Origin of the sequence: Amantichitinum ursilacus (assembly GCF_001294205.1) — a bacterium.
GTDB classification, from domain to species: Bacteria; Pseudomonadota; Gammaproteobacteria; order Burkholderiales; family Chitinibacteraceae; genus Amantichitinum; species Amantichitinum ursilacus.
Genome location: NZ_LAQT01000002.1, coordinates 272,294 through 290,814, shown reverse-complemented (window position 1 = coordinate 290,814; position 18,521 = coordinate 272,294). Strand labels below are relative to the sequence as shown.

Genomic DNA, 18,521 nt, shown 5'->3' with positions numbered 1-18,521 from the left:
GTACTTGCTGTTGTAGTAATGACCGGGTCCACCGCAAGGGGACCCGGTTTTTTATTTTCGCCAGCGCAGTAATGCCTTTGACGCGTTGCTTTGCCCCTGGATTAGGCTGCGTGCTTTGCCATCGTAACAATCCGAAAAACACGAGGCCGCACCTATGAGCAAACCCCGCGTCGAAGTCGCGCCACCGGTCGATCTGGCCCGGCTGCAACAACTGCCCGATCTGCCCGCCTGGCTGGCGCAGCATCAGATCATTGACCACCAGGGCCGCTATCTACCGTGGTGCCAACTGAAATGGCGCTTGCCGCGCGCCAGGGCACGCGATGTCTGGCAGGCCATCCGCTTTAAACGCGCGCTGCAAAGCCAGCCGTTGCCGCTACTGGCGCAAAACGGCCAGCCCTTTACCTGGTGCCTGCATCCACGGCTGGCGTTGCGGCTGGATCACATCAACCAGTTGGTGCGCGACGAGCATATCCGCTGGCCCATCAACGCCGAGGACGACGACTGCACTGAATTCGACAAGGAAGAAGCCATCAGCAGCGCCCAGCTGGAAGGCGCGGCCACCACGCGCGCCGATGCAGAAAAAATGCTGGCCGAGGGCCGTCAGCCGCACACCGAAGACGAACAAATGGTGTTTAACAATCTGATGCTGCTGCGCGAAGTGGAAAAGATGCGCGATGAGCGCCTGACCCTGGCGCTGATCTTGCGACTGCACCGCATCGCCACCACGGGTACGACCGGCAATGACGTGCAACCGGGCGTGTTGCGCACCACCGACGATATTGATGTGGGCGACCCGGAAGGCCACTATCGCCCCACACCGGCCAGCCAGCTAAAACAGCGCCTGAAAGCGCTGTGCGACTTTGCCAACACCGACCACACCGCGCGCATCCTGGCGGGGCCTGAGTTGTGTATCGACAACGTGATCAAGGCGATGACGCTGCACTTTATGCTGGCGTACGAACATCCGTTTCGCGATGGCAACGGCCGCACCGCGCGCGCCTTGTTTTACTGGTTTGTACTCAAGCATCGGTATCGCTGGTTTCGCTATATCTCGATCAGCCTGCAACTGAAGGCCAAGCCCAAACAGTACGGCCTGGCGTATCAGTACACCGAAACCGACCAGCATGACCTGACCTACTTTTTTGATCACCAGGCGCAGACCATCCTGCAGGCCATCGCGCAGCTGATCGGCAATCTGCCTCCGCCGCCCGACGTCGATGCCCATGCGCGCGAAAAGCATGTCGATTATGTGGCCACCGCGCAGCGCACCTTGCAGCCGGAGTTTGAAAACCAGCCGCTGCCGCGCGTTGCCCAGCGGGAGGCCAGCTATCGCGCCAGCCTGTGACGGCGTGGCACGTCGCCGGCATCAACAAGGCCGTGTCGGGGGCGGCGCGCTGCGGCAACCGAACTGCTACGGCAGGCAGCCTTTGGTCATCGCTTCCGGCGGCCCAAACAGGCGCTCGCGCAGGGTTACGCTGCGCGATGCGCCATCACAGACATAACCCGGCCCATTGGCGCGCGCCAGTGTGGCCGCACGCAACTGTTCGGTGTTGGTGTAGAACGGCGTCGCATCCAGCGGCAAACCTACGTTCTTTGATTCTTCCACCAGAATCTGCAAGTACTCGGTCATGTGCGTGGCGGTATACGGATTAACGTCATGGAAGGCGGCGATGACGGGGGTTACGCCCTCCACCACCGGCAGCTTGCCCGCTTGCCACGCGCGCAGCACCACCGCCAACGCGTCATGCATATGGCTGCGGCGGCGCAGGCTGATATTCCAGCCATAAATCTTGCCGTCGTTGGCGCTAACGTCGGTCTGCAACATGGCCAGACCGGCCTGGCGATAGGTGGCCAGCGTGCTGTCGTTAAATTCCCAATCGGGTGGGCGCACCACGCCCGCTTGCGTGCCGCATTGCGCCTCGATATCGCGGATGCCTTGCTGCAACGATTGCAGCAATTCTTCGGGCGACATCAGCGGATGCGGAATATGCCCGCGCGGGCTGCCGGAATGCACGCCCAGCAGATGGCCTTGCTGGCAACTCTGGCGTTCCAGCGCCTGGCCCGCCGGGCTGCCACCATGCGCGGGATGCGCGGTCTGCACAAAAAACACGGCTTTGATATTGGGCGTGACCGGGTTGTCTTGCAGCTGCTGCACAATGCGCGCGGTGGGCGCGCTGCGCCACAAGCTGGGGCCGTCATCAAAGGTCAGGATAAAGCGCACGGGCGGAATCGGCGCGGCGGCGGGGTCCGCGTGCACCACGCGGGCGGCGCACAGGCAAAAAGCAAACAAAAATCGGAACATGATCACTGACAACGGCACAGGCAAGGTCGGCGATTATCGTCGATGCGGGCCACCGCCGCCAGAAAGCGCGACCACGTGCGCACCCCGCTTAATCGAATACCGTACCGCCCAGCTCATGCAATTCGGCCAGTTGGCGCAGTTGCTGCGGCAAGATGCGGCCGGTGGAAAGCGCGGGCAGCGCATCCAGCGCAAAAAAACCGACGCCATCGGTTTCCAGCCCGTCGCCCTCGCCCGCTTCAAGAATTTCGCCGGCAAATACCAGCTTCCAGATATGAAACAACTGCGGGTCATGCGGATGCTTGCGCATGTCCCACACGGCCAGCAAACGCGTAATGCGCACGCGATAACCGCTTTCTTCCAACACTTCGCGCGCGGCGCATTCCGCCGGCGTTGAGCCGATATCGGCCCAGCCGCCCGGCAATGACCACAAGCCCTCGGCCGCCTCGCGCACCAGCAAAACCTGGCCCTGTTCGTTAAACACCGCACAACGCACATCCAGCTTGGGGTTGGCGTAGCCGGTTTCGTGCGCAAACAGCTTGGCCACTTGTTCGCCGGGCAGATCGGCCATCTGGCCCAGTTGGTCGTGCGCCATTTGTTCGATTTCGCGGTAACGCTGCTGATCAAACTTGTCTTTGGCAAAATGCAGCCCGGTCTGGGCTATCGCCAACAAGCGGCGCGCCTGTTCGATCGGATCATTCATGCGTTCGGCTTCCTGTTAAAAGCAGCGCGGGGCTGGGTTCAGTTTCGGGCAAGCATCGCATAAAAACGTTCCGCGCCAGGCAAGTCCACCATGCAAAACGGGCCAACCCCGCCACGCATTGCGTAGCTGGATTGGCCCGTCGGTAAAACCCGGTATTCAGCGCGCGCTTAGCAGCCGCTTTGTTCCAGCAAGCTGCACTGGCGCGATTTGCTGGGGCTGCGGATGGCATCGCGGGTCAGGTTGTTGACCGGAATGCCCAGCTCGTTGGTATAGGTTTCCAACATGGCGATGGCTTTTTCCGAGCGGTTAAAGGTGCTGCGCAGACCGGCGTTCACCAGCTTGGCAAATGCCTCGTCGCCTTTACGCAGGCCAATGCCGTACGGCTCCACCGAGAATGGCGTGCTGAAGGCAAAGTTTTTCGGGTCTTGTTCGTTTTTGCGAATGGCGCTCTGGATCAGCACTTCATCGTCCAGATAAGCCTGAGCGGTACCCGCGGTGACGGCCTCGACGCCTTGCTTGGCGTCAGTCACTTCCATCACTTTGACGTTGTTGATCATGCGCGCGATCAGATCAACGTGGCTGGAACCCTTCTTTACCGCCAGCGTCTTCCCGGCCAGGCCTTTCAGCGATGCGGCGTTGGTGCTGGCCAGGCTGACCATGCGCGACGTGGTTACAAACGTCACCAACGAAAAATCCACCTGCTTCAGGCGGTCTTGCGTGATGGTGGTGGAGCCGCATTCCATATCAATGGAGCCATCCATCAACAGCTTCAGACGGTTTTGCGCGGTCACCGGCACCCACTTGATCTTGACCTGCTTTTTGACGGCCTCGCTGATATTGGTAGCCACGATCTGCTTGCACAACGCCACCACAAAGCCGGTCGGCTCGGTCTGACCTTTGGGCAGATACGATACCGGCTGCGCCGATTCGCGATAACCGATTTTGACTTCGCCAGACGATTTGATGGTTTCAAGCGTATCGGCTTGCGCCATGGAAGGCAGTGCGCATGCCAGGCTGATGGCCAGCGCGCCCACTGCGCGAATTACGGTGGATTGGGTCAACAAGGGGTAAGTCCTTCAAAACGCGTTTATTTGTTATTGCGGGTACTGCCGCCGCGAGCGCGGGCGACGTATTAACGCACAAAGGCAGTAACCGGTTTATTGCGATAAGCCCTGGTTCGTTTCAAACGGCAGTTTTAAGCCGTTGCGCGGCGATAGTCGGTGGTGGAGTGTGTATTTTATGCAACCGGCATGGCTGACCAGATGGTAAATCCCGACCCGCTCGCAGTGTGGTAGAGCGTGGGAACTGCGTACCGACACCGATCAATCTTGTAAATGCTGCACCGCCCGTAGATTTATGCTTGCCCAAAACTTAATTCAAACTTAAATTCTGCTGCAAATACGCGTCGTTAAAACAGTGTCGTCAGCAGCCGCACCGAACAAAAAAACCACCCGCTCTGTGTGCCATCACCGAGGAGGTTTATATGTTCAAGTTGCAGATCATGGTTGGCGCGTTGTGGTGCGTGGGCGCGTATGCCCAGGCGCTGACGTTCCCCACCCAACCCAATATGCTGCCAGGCGGGTCGCCGCTGGGTCAGGTCAACCAAGGCCTGGTCGGCGTGGACGACAACGGCAATCCGCAAGGCTGGGATACCAATACCAGCGAGATCAGCACCATCTCGCAAGCCGATTACGCGACGCTGTTTGGCGCGACGCTGGCGTTTCCATCTTCGGCCTATGCCCTCATTAATGCGCGCTATTTCGATAGCACGTTCATGCTGCAGGGGCTGCCGCCTGCCATGTTTGCGCCCCTGCCCGCTTTTTATTTTGGCGGTGCCGAAGCTGCGGCATTTACCCCCGCCTATGGCGGCCCGGAATTTGTCAGCTCCACCATTACATTCAACGGTTACAACGGCGATACGCTGGTCGCGTCGGACACCTTCGATTTAAGCAGCACGTCGTTTAGCTGGCTGGCGTCGTCCTTTGCAAGTACGCCCATCACACAACTCGACATCGTCTCAGCTGGATTGGGCCAGCGCTGGCTGATCGACAAGCTGGCGCTCACGCCGATCGTGCCGCTGACTGAAGTGGCCGCCGTGCCCGAGCCTGAAACCTGGGCCTTGCTGCTGTTGGGCCTGGGCGCAAGCTGCGCACGCTGGCGTCAACAGCGCCGCCCCGCCCGCCCCCTAACCGGCCGCGATCTGAAGGGAGCGCAACCATGCAACGTCTGATCCTTGCCGCGCTGGCGGCGCTGCTGTCCAGCGCCAGCGTTCACGCCCAGTTGATTACCTTTAGCGATTTTGTTTCGCCCAACACCGGCAGCACCATGGGCCAACCGGCCACCTACCAGGGCCTCGAAATCGACGGCTTTTTCTCGGCGGTGCAAGCCTCGGCGGACTACGTGCCTTTCCCCAGCGGCACGCAGGCGTTGGAAAACAATTTTTATTGGGGTGGCGACACGCAAACCTTGCGCGGACTCAAGCCGTTTATTTTTGAGAGCGCCGAACTTGCGCCGCTGGTCATCGACAATTACTGGGGCTTTTCGGCCCAAGGCGTCACCATCGATGGCTATCGCCATGGCGTCAAAATCGCGACGGTCACCTACAGCTTTGTCAACGCCTCGGGCGACCCCAATTTTCACTGGTATTACGCCAGCGCCGGTTTTGATCAGGTGGTCGATACCCTGGCATTCCAGCCCCGGGCATTTAGCGGAGAGAGCGAAGCTTATCTGCTGGACGCGCTCAACATTCAGCCCGTGCCCGAGCCCGAAACCTGGGCTTTGCTGGGCGTAGGCGCGGTGGCGGTGCTGGCGCGGCAGCGACAACGCAAGACCGCACGCTGACGTCGTTTGTGCAGCGCCGCACCATGCCGGGCCGCCTCTCCCGGCATTTTTACGCCCGGTAGATAATAATATTAATAATTTCTACCCTATCTCTGCGCCGCAACGCCTAGTCCATAATGCTGCATAGCATCAAAGCCAAGCCAGGATTTATCAGGCGTGACGTCAAAAAAATCTCATGGCATCCGGTCGTCCAATCATTAATATTTTTCCATTTTTATAGATATTATTAACTCCACTCGCACCAAGGCAGACCAGAGAGAGGATCGCCATGGTGCAAGCCGCGGATGCCGCAAGCTGGCATTCAACCGTGCCCGGCGCAGGTCGGGCTGCTGGAGGAGAGAATAAAATGGGAAATCGATTTAACGGCGCGTTGCAAGCGCTGGCAGGCGGCGCTGCGGCGCTGCTGCTGGCCTTGCCCGCGCACGCCGATACGTGGACCAACTACGGCGGCAACTGGTCGCACAACGGCACCACGCACACGGTCGATTCGGGCCTGGGCAACAAAGCGGTGCAAGCCGGCACCAGCTATCAAAGCTCAACCATGGAGGCCGATATTTCGCTGGGCGCCAATGGCGACGCGGGCTTTATTTTTCATGCCAGCAATCTGGCCACCGGCACGGATGCGTATTCGGGCTATTACGTTGGCCTTAATACGCAAAAGAACACCGTGGTGCTGGGCCGCGCCAACAATAACTGGACGCAAATGATCGCGTATCCGTACACGGTCAATCCCAATACCTCGTATCACCTGAAACTGGTTACCGCTGGCAAACGCATCGAAGTGTTCGTCAATAACGTGCAGGTTTTAAGCGCGGCCGATGACACTTATCTGGCGGGCTCCGCCGGTTTGCGCGTGATGGGCACCAATGCCACCTTCAGCAATGTCAGCATCACCGATAACGGCACCCAGGCGGTACCGAAATGGGATTTCTCCAGCGTCAAAGGCGCGGTGTATACACCCACCAATGCGGTCAATTACATCGAATGGTGGCAATCGTATGATTCGGCCATTGTCGACCGCGAACTGGCTTATGCGCAGACTTATGGCATCAACACGGTCGCCATTTATCTGCACTATCTGCTGTGGGAAAACGACAAGGCCGGCTTGCTCAACAAGCTGGAAAACTTCCTGCAAATCGCCAATCGTCGCGGCATGAAAGTCTCGCCGATTTTCTTTGATGATTGCTGGGGCACCAATGGCGACGGCAGCATTCGCCAACCCGCGCTGGGGGCCCAAGGTGCGCCGGTGCCGGGCGTGCATAACAGCCGCTGGGTGCAATCGCCAGGCCGCGCTATCAAGAGCGTTTATCCAGGCAGTTACAAAGCGCAAATACGCCAGTATGTGCAAGACGTGGTCAATGCCCACCTGAACGACAACCGCATTATTTTCTGGGAGCAATTAAACGAAGCGGGTTGCACCGGCGATTTGCCCGATCAATCGCGCGATTTGATGAACGATGCGCGTATTGCCATCAAAGACACCGGCACCGCCATTCCGGTGGGCTCACCCACGGTGCAATTGTCCGAGCCGACCTACTTCTCCGATTTCTTTTCGTTCCACCCCTATGGCGGCGATTATCCCGGCCCCTATGGCGCCAATGTGCTCAATTCGGAAAGCATGAATCGCGGCAGCCAGAGCGTGCCCGGCATCGTCACCAATTACGGCGGACGCGGCACCGGTTACATCATGTGGGAACTGGGTATCGGTCGCACCAATACGCGCTTTCCGTGGGGCAGCCCGCAAGGCGCAGCCGAACCGACCACGCCATTTCATGGCATCGTTTATCCCGATGGTCATCCGTGGCAAGTGGCGGATGTAGTGGCGCTGAATGGTTCGCAAGCCAATATGGCGGTGTTTGGCGTGACGTATTTCAATGGCAATTTTGGCAGCCAGATCAAAACCTCGATTACGCCGCTGATTGATTTTGACCTGAATACCGAACGCGGCACGGCATCGCCCGATGCCTCGGCCGGGGTTAGCGAAACCAATTACTCGGTGCGCTGGACCGGCACCGTGCGCCCCACCAGCAGCGAAACCTTCACCGTATATGCCGATAGCGACAACATCGCGCGCGTGTGGATCAACAACGTGCAGGTCATCAACAAGACCAGCGCGGGCCGCAGCACCAGCCAGGGCAACATCGCGCTGACCGCCAACACCAATTACCCGGTGACGGTGGAATATGTGCACGGCACGGGCGCATCCAATATGCACGTGACGTGGTCCAGCGCCAGCATGGCCCGCCGCGCCTTGTCGGTGATTGCCCCGGCCTTTGCACCGGCCAGCGTGCGGTTTGGCGCGAGCAATATCGCGGGCAATTTCATACGCCATCAAAACTCGCGCGCGCGGATTGATCCAAATGTGACCCCGGCTGCCGATTCGCAATGGCGTATGGTGCCCGGCCTGGCTGATCCATTGGCCGTGTCGTTTGAATCGATCAATTATCCGGGCCAGTATTTGCGCCATCGCAATGGCGAAGTGTGGAAAGACGCCAATGACGGCACCGATCTGTTTAAAGCCGATGCCACATGGCGGCCGCGCGTGGGTTGGGCCGACCCGAGCAATATTTCGTTCGAGTCATACAACTTTCCGGGCAACTTCATGCGCCATCGCAATTCGTTGTTGTATAGCGAGCCCATTCTTAATAGCTCGCCCGCGCTGGATAAATCGGATGCCACATTTGTGATTAACTGATTGCGCGGATTTTAACGCAATCTGTTCCAGCAATAAAAAACCGGCGCAAATCAAACGAAATGCGCCGGTTTTTATTTCAGTTCTTTCTTTTATTGGGAGCCATAAACCGTTTGCCCCGCATCGGTGGATTGCACAATCTGATATTGCCCATCCACTTTCTGGATCACATCCTTGCGCGTGCCGCTGGATTTGATCACCGGGTTCATATTAAACGTATACGCCAGTTCCACCGTGGCCGTGCGCTCATCGCGGTCCAGCGTAATGGTTTTGATATCCACCTTGTACGCAATTGCGCCACCACCATTGGCGCTATCTTGCTGCTTTTTAATTGCTTCAAAGGTTTTCTTTTGCGTATCGCAGGTTTCCGCCTTGCTGATTTTCTGGCCAAATTGCTCGGAAACCGAAACCCCTTCAAAGTTATCGGCATATTCATTGCATAACGCATCGGCCTTCATTTGCACCGTATAATCAAAATCGTTTTTATAGAATTCTTTAATGCCGTCTTCCGAGACCTTTTTGCTGCTGACATAGGCATAAGCGCCACCCGCCACGCATAACGCCACTGCGATCACCACTTTATTCATTGTTGATCCCCTTGTTATGTCCAATCTGGTGCGCCAGATTGCAAATACGCACCAGAACGGCAATCACAATGACCAAGTCTCCCCCCTTGATTCATTGCGCTATCCATTGCCCGCTGATGCCCGTGTCCCTGTATCCGCAATCACGCGCTGACATTGCCAGATACGAGGCGGATAAATCAAGAATGTTGCAATCGAATGTCAGCTTTAAAACACAATCGCGGATTAATAACGCGGTTAAAGCGTTTTAAATGGCCAATAAGCTGTTCTTTTAAACGCGCGGCGGGCGTATCGGTGATGGCGGGGAAAATGGCGCGGCAACGGCTGACCCGGGCGTGCGCCGGACTTGCGCCGGTTTTTTTGATCGGCCGACAGCCGAGTCGGGCGCGCGCTTATTCAGGGCAAGCGTGCCCGGTGCCAGCATCGCGATACGTTCTACCCCACAGTTCAACGGATAAGGGAGCACACCATGCAACGCCTGACCACACTCAAGACCATCCTCAGTACCGCCGCGCTGTTATGCGGCACCGCCATGGCCGCCGGCACACCGCCCGCCCCACAAGATGGCGCCAGCCTTGGCAATAACTCCACCGCCGGCACCAACTCGGGCCAGACCCAGCAACGGCTGGATACCAATGTGGGCGGCACCGCCAATGGCGGCGGCGCAGCCACCAGCCCAGGCGCTACCAACGGCAACAGCAACCTCAACGTCAGCCCGGCCAATAGCGACAACACCAGCAATATGGTGCCCGGCCGCAGCAATACCGGCGGCACACCCACCATCAACAACGGCGGCACCAATGGTATTGAGGGCGGCGCCAACCCCGCCACACTGCAACCCGGTGAAGGCGGCGCCACGCGCGGCGATCTGAATGGCCAGTAAGCGCATCTGCATCTTTGTCGCAACACGGTGCGTGCTTCTGCAGGAAACACGCACCGGCTGAGGCCAGAACAGCTATAAAGCACATCATTGCCACCACCCAAGGCTTTCGCCGCTCATGACTTTTGCGCGCAACTCGTTTGTGCTCCGACTCGTTGCGGGCGTAGTGCTGATGAATGCGTTTGTCTATCTGCTGGTGGGCGCGGCGCTGTATCAGAGTCATTTGCAATACGAGCGCCAGACCACGCTGTCCACGCAGAACCTGGCGCAAACGCTGGCGCTGAGCGTGTCAGGCACCATCAAGAAGATCGACGTCAGCCTGTATGCGGTGACGCATCAGGTGGAAGCGCAAATGGCGCGCGGCCAGGTGGACTGGCCCGATCTGCACGACTGGGTGCAGCGTCAACATCAGCTCAGCCCCGAACTGGACGGCATGCGCATTACCGACGCGCAGGGCAATCTGCAATACGCCGAAGACATCCGCCCCAATGCGCGCCTGAACATGGCCGACCGCCCGTTTTTCAAGCAACTGATCAATGCGCCGCGCGGCGCGATGGTGATATCCGAGCCGCTGGTCAGCCGTATCACCCACACGTGGGGCATGGTGCTGGCGCGCCGCATTACCGCGCCTGATGGCCAGTTTGCCGGCGTGGTGTCGGGGTTTTTGCCGCTCGACTATTTTCGTAGCCTGTTTCTGCCGCTCGATATTGGTCCGCATGGGCTGATTACGCTGCGCGATACGCAGCTGCATTTGTGGATACGCATTCCCGAAATCGAAGGCGTCGGCCCCAACGCCGGAAATACCGCCGTCTCGCAAAGCACCGCCGATATGGTGCGCCAGCATCCCGAGGGCGCCACCTACGAAACGGTGGTCAAACTGGATGGCGTGCGTCGCCGCATGGCGTTCCGGCGCGTAGAGGGACAGCCGCTGTATATTTTTGTCGGGGAAGCCACCCAGGATTATCTGGCGGGCTGGTACCGCGAGCTGGAGGTCAGTCTTGCGCTGGCATTCGGTTTTACGCTGATCACGCTGGGCGCCGCCAACAACTCGTATCGGCGGCGTCGCAATGAGCTGGCCACCATCGAACAACTGCGCCGCAGCAAGGAAGACGCCGAGCGCTCCGGCACCCGCTTTCGCACGCTCTACAACGCCACCGGCGACGCGGTGTGGCTACGCGATGGCGACCATATCATCGACTGCAACGCCGCCGCCTTGCGCATGCTGGGCGCGGACAGCGTGGAACAACTGCGCCAACTGACGCAGCGCGATTACTGGGCTCCGGTGCAGGCCAACGGCCGCGATGCGTTCGAGTTTGGGCGCGAGCTGGTCGAAACCGCGTTTAAAGACGGCAGCGTGCGCTTTGAGTGGTTGTTCAAACGGCTGGATAACGGGCTGGTTTTCCCCACCGAAATCTCGCTGAACGCGCTGGAACTGGACGGCCATCCCATCCTGCAATTGCTGGTACGCGACATCACCGCACGCAAGGCGGCGGAAGAACAGATTCGCCACCTTGCCTATTTTGATCCGCTGACCAACCTGCCCAATCGCCGCCTGTTGATGGACCGGCTGCAACAAGCGCTGGCCGCCAGCGCCGCCAGCGGCGAAATGGGCGCGCTGATGATCCTGGATCTGGACAACTTTAAAGTGCTGAACGACACGCAGGGCCACGCGGTGGGCGACCGCCTGCTGCTGGCGGTGGCGCAGCGCATCCAGTCCTGTCTGCGTCCGCGCGATACGGTCAGCCGCCTGGGCGGCGATGAATATGTGGTGATGCTGGAATCGCTCGGCACCGACCGCGCCAGCGCCGAAGCGCAAGCCAAGGGCTATGCCGAGCAAATCCGTAACGCGCTTGATCAGCCCTATTCCATCCTTGATGAAGAAGTGGGTCATCACAGTACCGCCAGCATCGGCGTCACCGTGTTTGCCGATCACGCGGTGGAATCGAGCATTTTGCTCAAGCAGGCCGATGTGGCGCTGTACCAGGCCAAAGCCGCGGGCCGCAACGCGGTGCGCTTTTTCAGCCCGGCGATGCAGGAAGCCATCAACGCGCGCTCGGCCATGGAAGCCGCCTTACGCCACAGTTTGCAGGGCGATGGCTTTCGGCTGTTCTACCAACCGCAAGTCAATCTGGATACCGGTTTGATCGGAGCCGAAGCGCTGATCCGCTGGTTTCCCGAGCAGCATCAGGCGGTGTCGCCAGCGCAGTTTATTCCGGTGGCCGAAGACAGCGGGCTGATCATTCCGCTGGGCTATTGGGTGATGCAGACCGCCTGCCGCCAGCTACGCCTGTGGGCCAACGACGCCCGCACGCGCGATCTTAAAATCGCCATCAATGTCAGTGCGCGCCAGTTTCACCAGCCCGATTACGTGGAGCGCGTGCGCGAAGCGCTGCAAGAATCCGGGGCCAACCCGGCGCGGCTGCAGCTGGAACTGACCGAAAGCGTGGTGCTGGAAAACGTCGATGAGGTGGTTGAGCGGATGCAGCAGATTCGCGCGCTGGGGGTGACGTTTTCGCTGGATGATTTTGGCACCGGCTTCTCGTCGCTGTCGTACCTGAAGCGTTTGCCGCTGGACCAGATCAAGATCGACCAGTCGTTTGTGCGCGACGTGATGACCTCGGCCAACGACGCCGCCATCGTGCGCGCCATCGTCGCCATCGCGCAGTCGCTGGGCCTGCAGGTGATTGCCGAAGGCGTGGAAAACCAGGCGCAACTGGATTTTCTGACCGAAACCGGCTGCCGCGTGTGCCAGGGCTACCTGTTCGGCCGCCCCGAGCCAATCGAAGATTGGACGGTGTGAGCGCCAGGCAGCCGCATAGGGTGGGTCATGACCCACCACTCAAAGCCATTTGCCGATGCCACATCTGCGCGCTATGCCACTTTTGATGCTGGCCCTCTATGCATTGCGAAGGCTTGCTGCTCAAGCCGCGTAGGCCGCTCTTCGTCATCAATTAGGGGAGCCCCGCAAAGCCACAACTCGCGCGCGCGCCTCAACGCGCGTCCGGCCATTTTGGAGGGTAGGTCCCGACCCACCCGATGCCGCTGCGCTTTTTTGGCTTATGTAGGTAATCGCCCGTCACCATTTCCCGCAGTATCCCGCGTCCCGGTTGCGCGCATAGCCGTCAGGCTGCAAGCGGCGTTCTGGTTAGCATGCAAGCATGACTACGCATGCCCGGTTTGCCCCACTTTCTGGTGATCTGTGTTCAGGTGCAGGAGCCCGCTCATGAACCTGGTCATCGCACGCCCTGAAGGTTTGTACTGCCCCGCTGGCGACTTCTATATCGACCCATGGCGGCCGGTGGAGCGCGCCGTGATTACGCACGGCCATTCCGACCATGCGCGTTGGGGCCATGCGCATTACCTGGCGGCGGAACCGTGCCTGGGCATCCTGAAAGCCCGCTTGGGCCATATCAATGTGCAAGGGCTGCCGTATGGCCAGACGCTAGAGCATCACGGCGTCAAACTCAGTTTTCATCCGGCCGGGCATGTGCTTGGCTCGGCGCAAGTGCGGCTCGAAGTCAACGGCGAAGTCTGGGTGGCGTCGGGGGATTACAAAACCCAGTACGACCCCACCTGTTTGCCGTTTGAGCCGGTGCGCTGCGACACCTTTATCACCGAATCCACCTTTGGCCTGCCCATTTATCGTTGGCAAGATCCCACCGAATTGTTTGATCAGGTGAATGCCTGGTGGCGCGCCAATGCCGCGCAGGGTCGGCCGTCGGTGCTGTATTGCTACGCGTTTGGCAAGGCGCAACGGATTCTGGCCAGCATCGACGCCAGCATCGGCCCGCTGATCATGCACGGCGCGATTGAACCGCTTAACCGCATGTATCGCGAGCAGGGCGTGGTGCTGCCGGAAACGCGTTATGCCGGCGATGTGGAAGACCGCACACTGGCCAAAACCGGCTTGATTCTGGCGCCGCCCTCGGCCAGCGGCAGCACCTGGTTACGTCGTTTTCCCGATTACGCCGAAGCGTTTGCCAGCGGCTGGATGCAGGTGCGTGGCAACCGCCGGCGCCGTGGCATCGAGCGTGGCTTTGCGCTGTCGGATCATGCCGACTGGCCCGGGCTTAACTGGGCGATCGAACAGACCGGCGCGCAAAACGTGTATGTGACGCACGGTGCCACCGATGTGCTAGTGCGTTATCTGCGCGATAAAGGCCTGAACGCGCAAATCTTCAAGACCGAATACGGCGATGAAGACGATACCCCGCCCGCCAGCGACGATGCGGCCAGCCCGGCGGAGGACGCGTCATGAAGCAATTTGCCGCGCTGTATGAAAGCCTGGACGGCATGACCGCCAACAACGCCCGGCTGGCGGCGGTGGTCGATTATTTGCGCAACGCGCCGCCCGAAGACGCCGCCTGGGCCGTGTATTTTCTGGCGGGCGGCAAGCCGCGCCAACTGGTGCCTACGCGCTTGCTGCGCGAGCTGGCGCAAGAATTATCCGGCCTGCCCGACTGGCTGTTTGACGAGTGTTATCACGCCGTGGGCGATCTGGCCGAGACCATTGCGCTGGTGCTGCCGCCGCCCACCCACAGCGTGGACATCCCGCTGGCGCAAGCGATGACGCAATTGCTGGCGCTACGACTGCTCAACCCGCCGCAACAACAAGCCGAACTGCGCGAAATGTGGCAGGCCATGGACCGCTGGCAACGCCTGGTCAGCATCAAGCTGATTACCGGCAGTCTGCGCATTGGCGTATCGCGGCTGACGGTGACGCGTGCGCTGGCGCAGATCGGCAAGCTCGATCCCAAAGAAGTGGCGCAACGGCTGGTGGGGTATACCGCTGGCCAGGCCGCGCCCGATGCCAGTCACTACCTGGCGCTGATTGCACCGCCCGACGAAACCGGTGCCGCGCGCGGCGGCCAGCCGTATCCGTTTTTTCTGGCGCATGCCTACGCACAGCCGCTGGATGTGATGGCGGAACAACTCGGCCCGTCGGACCACTGGCAAGTGGAATGGAAATGGGATGGCATCCGCGCCCAACTGGTTAAGCGTGCGGGCGAGGCGTGGGTATGGTCGCGCGGTGAAGAACTGGTGACCGATCGCTTTCCCGAGCTGACCGCTGCCGGTATGTATTTGCCCGATGGCACGGTCATTGATGGCGAAATCGTGGTGTGGCTCCAAGACCGCGTGGCGCCGTTTTCCATCCTGCAGCAACGCATCGGTCGCAAAAATTTAACCGCGCGCATTCTGCAACAAGCGCCCGTGGTGTTACTGGCGTATGACCTGCTGGAATGGCAGGGCCAGGACTGGCGGCAGCGCCCGCAGCGCGAGCGCCGCGCCCAGTTGCAGGAAGTGGTGGCGGCGTGTAATTCGCCCGCGCTGAGCCTGAGCCCCTTATTGATCGCGCCGGACTGGCCCGCCTACGCCGAACTGCGCACGCAAAGCCGCGCGCTGGGCGTGGAAGGCCTGATGCTGAAGGCGCAAGCGGCGCAATACGGCGTCGGCCGCACCAAGGATGTCGGCACGTGGTGGAAGTGGAAAGTGGACCCGTACAGCATCGACGCCGTGCTGATCTACGCCCAGGCCGGCCACGGTCGCCGCGCTAATCTGTACACCGATTACACCTTTGCCGTGTGGGACAAACCCATGGGCGCACCTGACCGCATGCTGGTGCCGTTTGCCAAAGCGTATTCGGGCCTGACCGACGAAGAGATCCGCCAGGTGGACGCTTTGGTGCGCAAAACCACGGTGGAGAAATTTGGCCCGGTGCGCTCGATTACGCCGTCGCAGGTGTTCGAGCTGGGCTTTGAAGGCATCGCCGCCAGCACGCGCCACAAAAGCGGCGTGGCGGTGCGGTTTCCGCGCATCTTGCGCTGGCGGCACGACAAACCGCTGCAAGAAGCCAACACGCTGGCCGATCTGCAAGAACTGCTGACGCCCGCGCAGCCGCCATCGAGCATCGCATGAACGCGCCCGCCTCCACTTCCGCGTTTGACCCGGCCGCCTGGTTTGCTTCACGCGGCTGGACGCCGTTTCCGTTTCAGCAAGCCACGTGGCAAAGCATTATCGCGGGCGATTCGGGCTTGCTGCATGCCTCCACCGGCTCGGGCAAAACCTGGGCCATCTGGCTGGCGGCACTGGCGCGTTTTGGCGCAAAAAAGATTGAGCCGTCACCACTGAAACGCACGCGCATGAGCGCGCCCAAACTAACGGTGATCTGGATTACGCCGATGCGCGCCCTCGCCGCCGACACCGCCAAAGCGCTGGCCGAGCCGATTGAAAGCGCGCAGCTGGACTGGACACTGTCGCTGCGCACCGGCGACACCAGCAGCAGCGAACGCGCCGCGCAGGAACGTCGCCTGCCCACCGCGCTGATCACCACGCCGGAAAGCCTGACGCTGATGCTGAGCAAAGCCACGCAGCAAGATGCGCTGGCGGGCGCGCGCATGGTGGTGGTGGACGAATGGCACGAGCTGATCGGCAACAAGCGCGGCGTGCAATTGCAACTGGCGCTGGCGCGGCTGCGCAAGCTCAATCCGGCGCTGCAGATATGGGGCTTGTCGGCCACGCTGGGCAATATCGATCTGGCGCGCGATGTGCTGTTGGCGGGCGCGCCAGGCCGCGTGGTGCAAGGCGATATCGGCAAACCGTTGCTGATTGATACGCTGCTGCCGCCCAGGCTGGAACGCTTTCCGTGGGCGGGCCATCTGGGCATTGCGATGTTGCCGCAAGTGATCGACGCCATCGAAGACGCGGGCACCACGCTGGTGTTTCTGAATACGCGCTCGCAAGCCGAACTGTGGTACCAGGCGCTGCTGAATGCGCGGCCGGATTGGGCCGGGCTGATTGCGGTGCATCATGGCTCGCTAGACCGCGAAGTGCGCGACTGGGTGGAAGCCAGCCTGAAAGCGGGCACGCTGAAAGCGGTGGTGTGCACATCAAGCCTGGATCTGGGCGTGGATTTTGTGCCGGTGGAACGCGTGTTGCAGATTGGCTCGCCCAAGGGCGTGGCGCGGGCGCTGCAACGCGCCGGGCGCTCGGGCCACCAGCCTGGCCGCACCTCGCGCCTGACCATGGTGCCCACGCACAGCATGGAACTGGTGGAGGCCGCCGCCGCCCGCCACGCCATCGCCACCGGCCACCTCGAAACCCGTCTACCCCCCAATAAACCGCTGGATGTGTTGGTGCAGCATCTGGTGACGATTGCGCTGGGCACCGGCTTTACCCCGCCGGAATTGCTGGCCGAAGTGCGCACCGCGTGGAGCTATCAGGCGCTGACAGCGGAAGAATGGGAATGGGCGCTGGGCTTTGTGCGCCAGGGCGGCAGCGCCTTGACCGCCTACCCCGAATATCGACGCGTGGAACCCGACGAAGCCGGCATCTGGCGCGTGCCCGATGCCGCGCTGGCGCGCCGCCACCGCAGCAATATCGGCACCATCGTCAGCGACGCCAGCATGGTGGTGCAATACATGGGCGGCGCGCGGCTGGGTACGGTGGAAGAAGGCTTTATCGCGCGGCTGGCGCCGGGCGATGCATTTTTATTTGGCGGCCGCATGCTGGAACTGATCCGCGTGCATGAGATGACGGCGCTGGTGCGGCTGGCCAAAAAATCCAAAGGCGCGGTGCCGCGCTGGCAAGGCGGACGCATGTCGTTTTCCACCGAGTTGGCCGATGCCATGGTTGAGCAACTGGAACTGGCTGCGGCCGGCGAGTTTGCCGGGCCCGAGATGCAAGCGGTTGCGCCCTTGCTGCAGGTGCAACAAGACTGGTCGGCCATCCCCACGCGCAATACTTTGCTGGCCGAAGTGTGGCATTCACGCGAAGGCAACCATCTGTTTCTTTATCCCTTTGCCGGACGCCATGTGCATCTGGGTCTGGCGTCTTTGCTGGGATGGCGCGTGGGGCAACATCAGCCCGCCACGTTTTCGATTGCGGTCAACGACTACGGTTTTGAGCTGCTGACCAGCGCCGACGTTGATTGGCCTGCGCTGCTGACGCCCGAATTATTGAGCGACGAGCATCTGCTGGAAGACGTGTTGCATAGCCTGAATGCGGGCGAACTGGCGCAACGGCGTTTTCGTGAAATCGCGCGTATTTCCGGGCTGGTGTTCCAGGGCCATCCGGGCAGCGGCGGCGGCAAAAGCGCGCGGCAATTGCAGGCATCGTCTAGCCTGTTTTATGAAGTGTTCCGCAAGCATGATCCGTCCAACTTGCTGCTGACCCAGGCGCAAACCGAAGTGCTGCGCCAGGAGCTGGAAACAACGCGGCTGCAGGACAGCCTGCAGCGCATGCAAGGCCAGGCCCTGAACATCCAGCGCGTGCAACGGCCCACGCCGCTGGGTTTTCCGCTGCTGATCGAGCGCTTTCGCGAGAGCATGTCGTCCGAAAAACTGGCCGACCGCATCGCGCGGCTGGTGGCGACGCTGGAACGCGCCGCCAGTGGCGAGGCCGATCCGTCGATCGACGCCCATGCGGCGGTGATGTTTATGGCGCCGGACATGCCTAAAAAACAAGCGCGCAGCGGCGGCCGTCGCGCCCGACCCAAACGCGTGTTTGGCCATACTCGTGGATAA

Annotated in this window: 13 protein-coding genes; 9 read left to right on the top strand and 4 right to left on the bottom strand. The window is 60.6% G+C overall.

Translation table 11 applies throughout. From position 1 onward, the window contains the following. Nucleotides 1-154: 154 nt before the first annotated feature. Nucleotides 155-1,345: a Fic family protein gene (locus WG78_RS03645; RefSeq protein ID WP_053936423.1), complete on the top strand. Its 1,191-nt coding sequence runs from the start codon at nucleotides 155-157 to the stop codon at nucleotides 1,343-1,345. Between the two features lie 66 nt (nucleotides 1,346-1,411). Here the strand turns inward: WG78_RS03645 and WG78_RS03640 are convergent, their stop codons facing one another. From WG78_RS03640 to WG78_RS03630, 3 genes are all read right to left on the bottom strand, one after another. Further along, nucleotides 1,412-2,302, bottom strand: a complete 891-nt coding sequence (locus tag WG78_RS03640) for a polysaccharide deacetylase family protein (protein ID WP_053936422.1) — start codon at nucleotides 2,300-2,302, stop codon at nucleotides 1,412-1,414. An 88-nt stretch (nucleotides 2,303-2,390) separates the two neighbouring features. Continuing rightward, a complete protein-coding gene (locus WG78_RS03635) occupies nucleotides 2,391-3,002 on the bottom strand; it encodes an NUDIX hydrolase (RefSeq protein ID WP_053936421.1) in 612 nt (203 codons plus the stop codon). A gap of 167 nt (nucleotides 3,003-3,169) precedes the next feature. Then, entirely contained in the window at nucleotides 3,170-4,066 is an 897-nt protein-coding gene (locus WG78_RS03630) for a transporter substrate-binding domain-containing protein (protein ID WP_053936420.1), read from the bottom strand. Between the two features lie 419 nt (nucleotides 4,067-4,485). Here WG78_RS03630 and WG78_RS03625 point away from each other — a divergent pair, with 419 nt between their 5' ends. The 3 genes from WG78_RS03625 to WG78_RS03615 all read left to right on the top strand — a co-directional run bounded on the left by WG78_RS03625 (nucleotide 4,486) and on the right by WG78_RS03615 (nucleotide 8,538). After that, a complete protein-coding gene (locus WG78_RS03625) occupies nucleotides 4,486-5,232 on the top strand; it encodes a PEP-CTERM sorting domain-containing protein (RefSeq protein ID WP_053936419.1) in 747 nt (248 codons plus the stop codon). Then, nucleotides 5,220-5,843 carry a PEP-CTERM sorting domain-containing protein gene (locus WG78_RS03620; RefSeq protein WP_053936418.1) on the top strand — a complete coding sequence of 208 codons (624 nt, stop codon included), beginning with the start codon at nucleotides 5,220-5,222 and terminating at the stop codon, nucleotides 5,841-5,843. Before WG78_RS03625 ends, WG78_RS03620 begins: the two co-directional genes overlap by 13 nt. 346 nt (nucleotides 5,844-6,189) lie before the next feature. After that, nucleotides 6,190-8,538 (top strand): AbfB domain-containing protein, encoded by a 2,349-nt coding sequence (locus WG78_RS03615; protein ID WP_053936417.1) that lies wholly within the window; start codon nucleotides 6,190-6,192, stop codon nucleotides 8,536-8,538. Nucleotides 8,539-8,627: 89 nt separating this feature from the next. Here the strand turns inward: WG78_RS03615 and WG78_RS03610 are convergent, their stop codons facing one another. Further along, nucleotides 8,628-9,122, bottom strand: coding sequence for a hypothetical protein (locus WG78_RS03610; protein WP_053936416.1), 495 nt, complete (start codon nucleotides 9,120-9,122; stop codon nucleotides 8,628-8,630). A gap of 466 nt (nucleotides 9,123-9,588) precedes the next feature. Here WG78_RS03610 and WG78_RS03605 point away from each other — a divergent pair, with 466 nt between their 5' ends. The 5 genes from WG78_RS03605 (at nucleotide 9,589) to WG78_RS03585 (ending at nucleotide 18,521) form a co-directional block, all read left to right on the top strand. Beyond that, the gene (locus WG78_RS03605; protein ID WP_053936415.1) at nucleotides 9,589-10,002 is read left to right on the top strand and encodes a hypothetical protein; all 414 of its coding nucleotides are present in this window, start codon (nucleotides 9,589-9,591) and stop codon (nucleotides 10,000-10,002) included. Between the two features lie 139 nt (nucleotides 10,003-10,141). Beyond that, nucleotides 10,142-12,799 carry a bifunctional diguanylate cyclase/phosphodiesterase gene (locus tag WG78_RS03600; RefSeq protein WP_161805060.1) on the top strand — a complete coding sequence of 886 codons (2,658 nt, stop codon included), beginning with the start codon at nucleotides 10,142-10,144 and terminating at the stop codon, nucleotides 12,797-12,799. A 423-nt stretch (nucleotides 12,800-13,222) separates the two neighbouring features. Continuing rightward, nucleotides 13,223-14,257 carry a ligase-associated DNA damage response exonuclease gene (locus WG78_RS03595; RefSeq protein WP_053936413.1) on the top strand — a complete coding sequence of 345 codons (1,035 nt, stop codon included), beginning with the start codon at nucleotides 13,223-13,225 and terminating at the stop codon, nucleotides 14,255-14,257. Further along, complete coding sequence (locus WG78_RS03590; RefSeq protein ID WP_053936412.1) at nucleotides 14,254-15,915, top strand: ATP-dependent DNA ligase; 1,662 nt, start codon at nucleotides 14,254-14,256, stop codon at nucleotides 15,913-15,915. Before WG78_RS03595 ends, WG78_RS03590 begins: the two co-directional genes overlap by 4 nt. Continuing rightward, nucleotides 15,912-18,521 (top strand): ligase-associated DNA damage response DEXH box helicase, encoded by a 2,610-nt coding sequence (locus tag WG78_RS03585; RefSeq protein ID WP_083458750.1) that lies wholly within the window; start codon nucleotides 15,912-15,914, stop codon nucleotides 18,519-18,521. The genes WG78_RS03590 and WG78_RS03585 overlap by 4 nt, the downstream gene beginning before the upstream one ends.

What these genes read in the sequence shown, in the direction of transcription:
- WG78_RS03645 (WP_053936423.1), top strand. Translation starts at nt 155, where the DNA reads ATGAGCAAACCCCGCGTCGAAGTCGCGCCACCGGTCGATCTGGCCCGG.
- WG78_RS03640 (WP_053936422.1), bottom strand. Translation starts at nt 2,302, where the DNA reads ATGTTCCGATTTTTGTTTGCTTTTTGCCTGTGCGCCGCCCGCGTGGTG.
- WG78_RS03635 (WP_053936421.1), bottom strand. Translation starts at nt 3,002, where the DNA reads ATGAATGATCCGATCGAACAGGCGCGCCGCTTGTTGGCGATAGCCCAG.
- WG78_RS03625 (WP_053936419.1), top strand. Translation starts at nt 4,486, where the DNA reads ATGTTCAAGTTGCAGATCATGGTTGGCGCGTTGTGGTGCGTGGGCGCG.
- WG78_RS03620 (WP_053936418.1), top strand. Translation starts at nt 5,220, where the DNA reads ATGCAACGTCTGATCCTTGCCGCGCTGGCGGCGCTGCTGTCCAGCGCC.
- WG78_RS03615 (WP_053936417.1), top strand. Translation starts at nt 6,190, where the DNA reads ATGGGAAATCGATTTAACGGCGCGTTGCAAGCGCTGGCAGGCGGCGCT.
- WG78_RS03610 (WP_053936416.1), bottom strand. Translation starts at nt 9,122, where the DNA reads ATGAATAAAGTGGTGATCGCAGTGGCGTTATGCGTGGCGGGTGGCGCT.
- WG78_RS03605 (WP_053936415.1), top strand. Translation starts at nt 9,589, where the DNA reads ATGCAACGCCTGACCACACTCAAGACCATCCTCAGTACCGCCGCGCTG.
- WG78_RS03595 (WP_053936413.1), top strand. Translation starts at nt 13,223, where the DNA reads ATGAACCTGGTCATCGCACGCCCTGAAGGTTTGTACTGCCCCGCTGGC.
- WG78_RS03590 (WP_053936412.1), top strand. Translation starts at nt 14,254, where the DNA reads ATGAAGCAATTTGCCGCGCTGTATGAAAGCCTGGACGGCATGACCGCC.
- WG78_RS03585 (WP_083458750.1), top strand. Translation starts at nt 15,912, where the DNA reads ATGAACGCGCCCGCCTCCACTTCCGCGTTTGACCCGGCCGCCTGGTTT.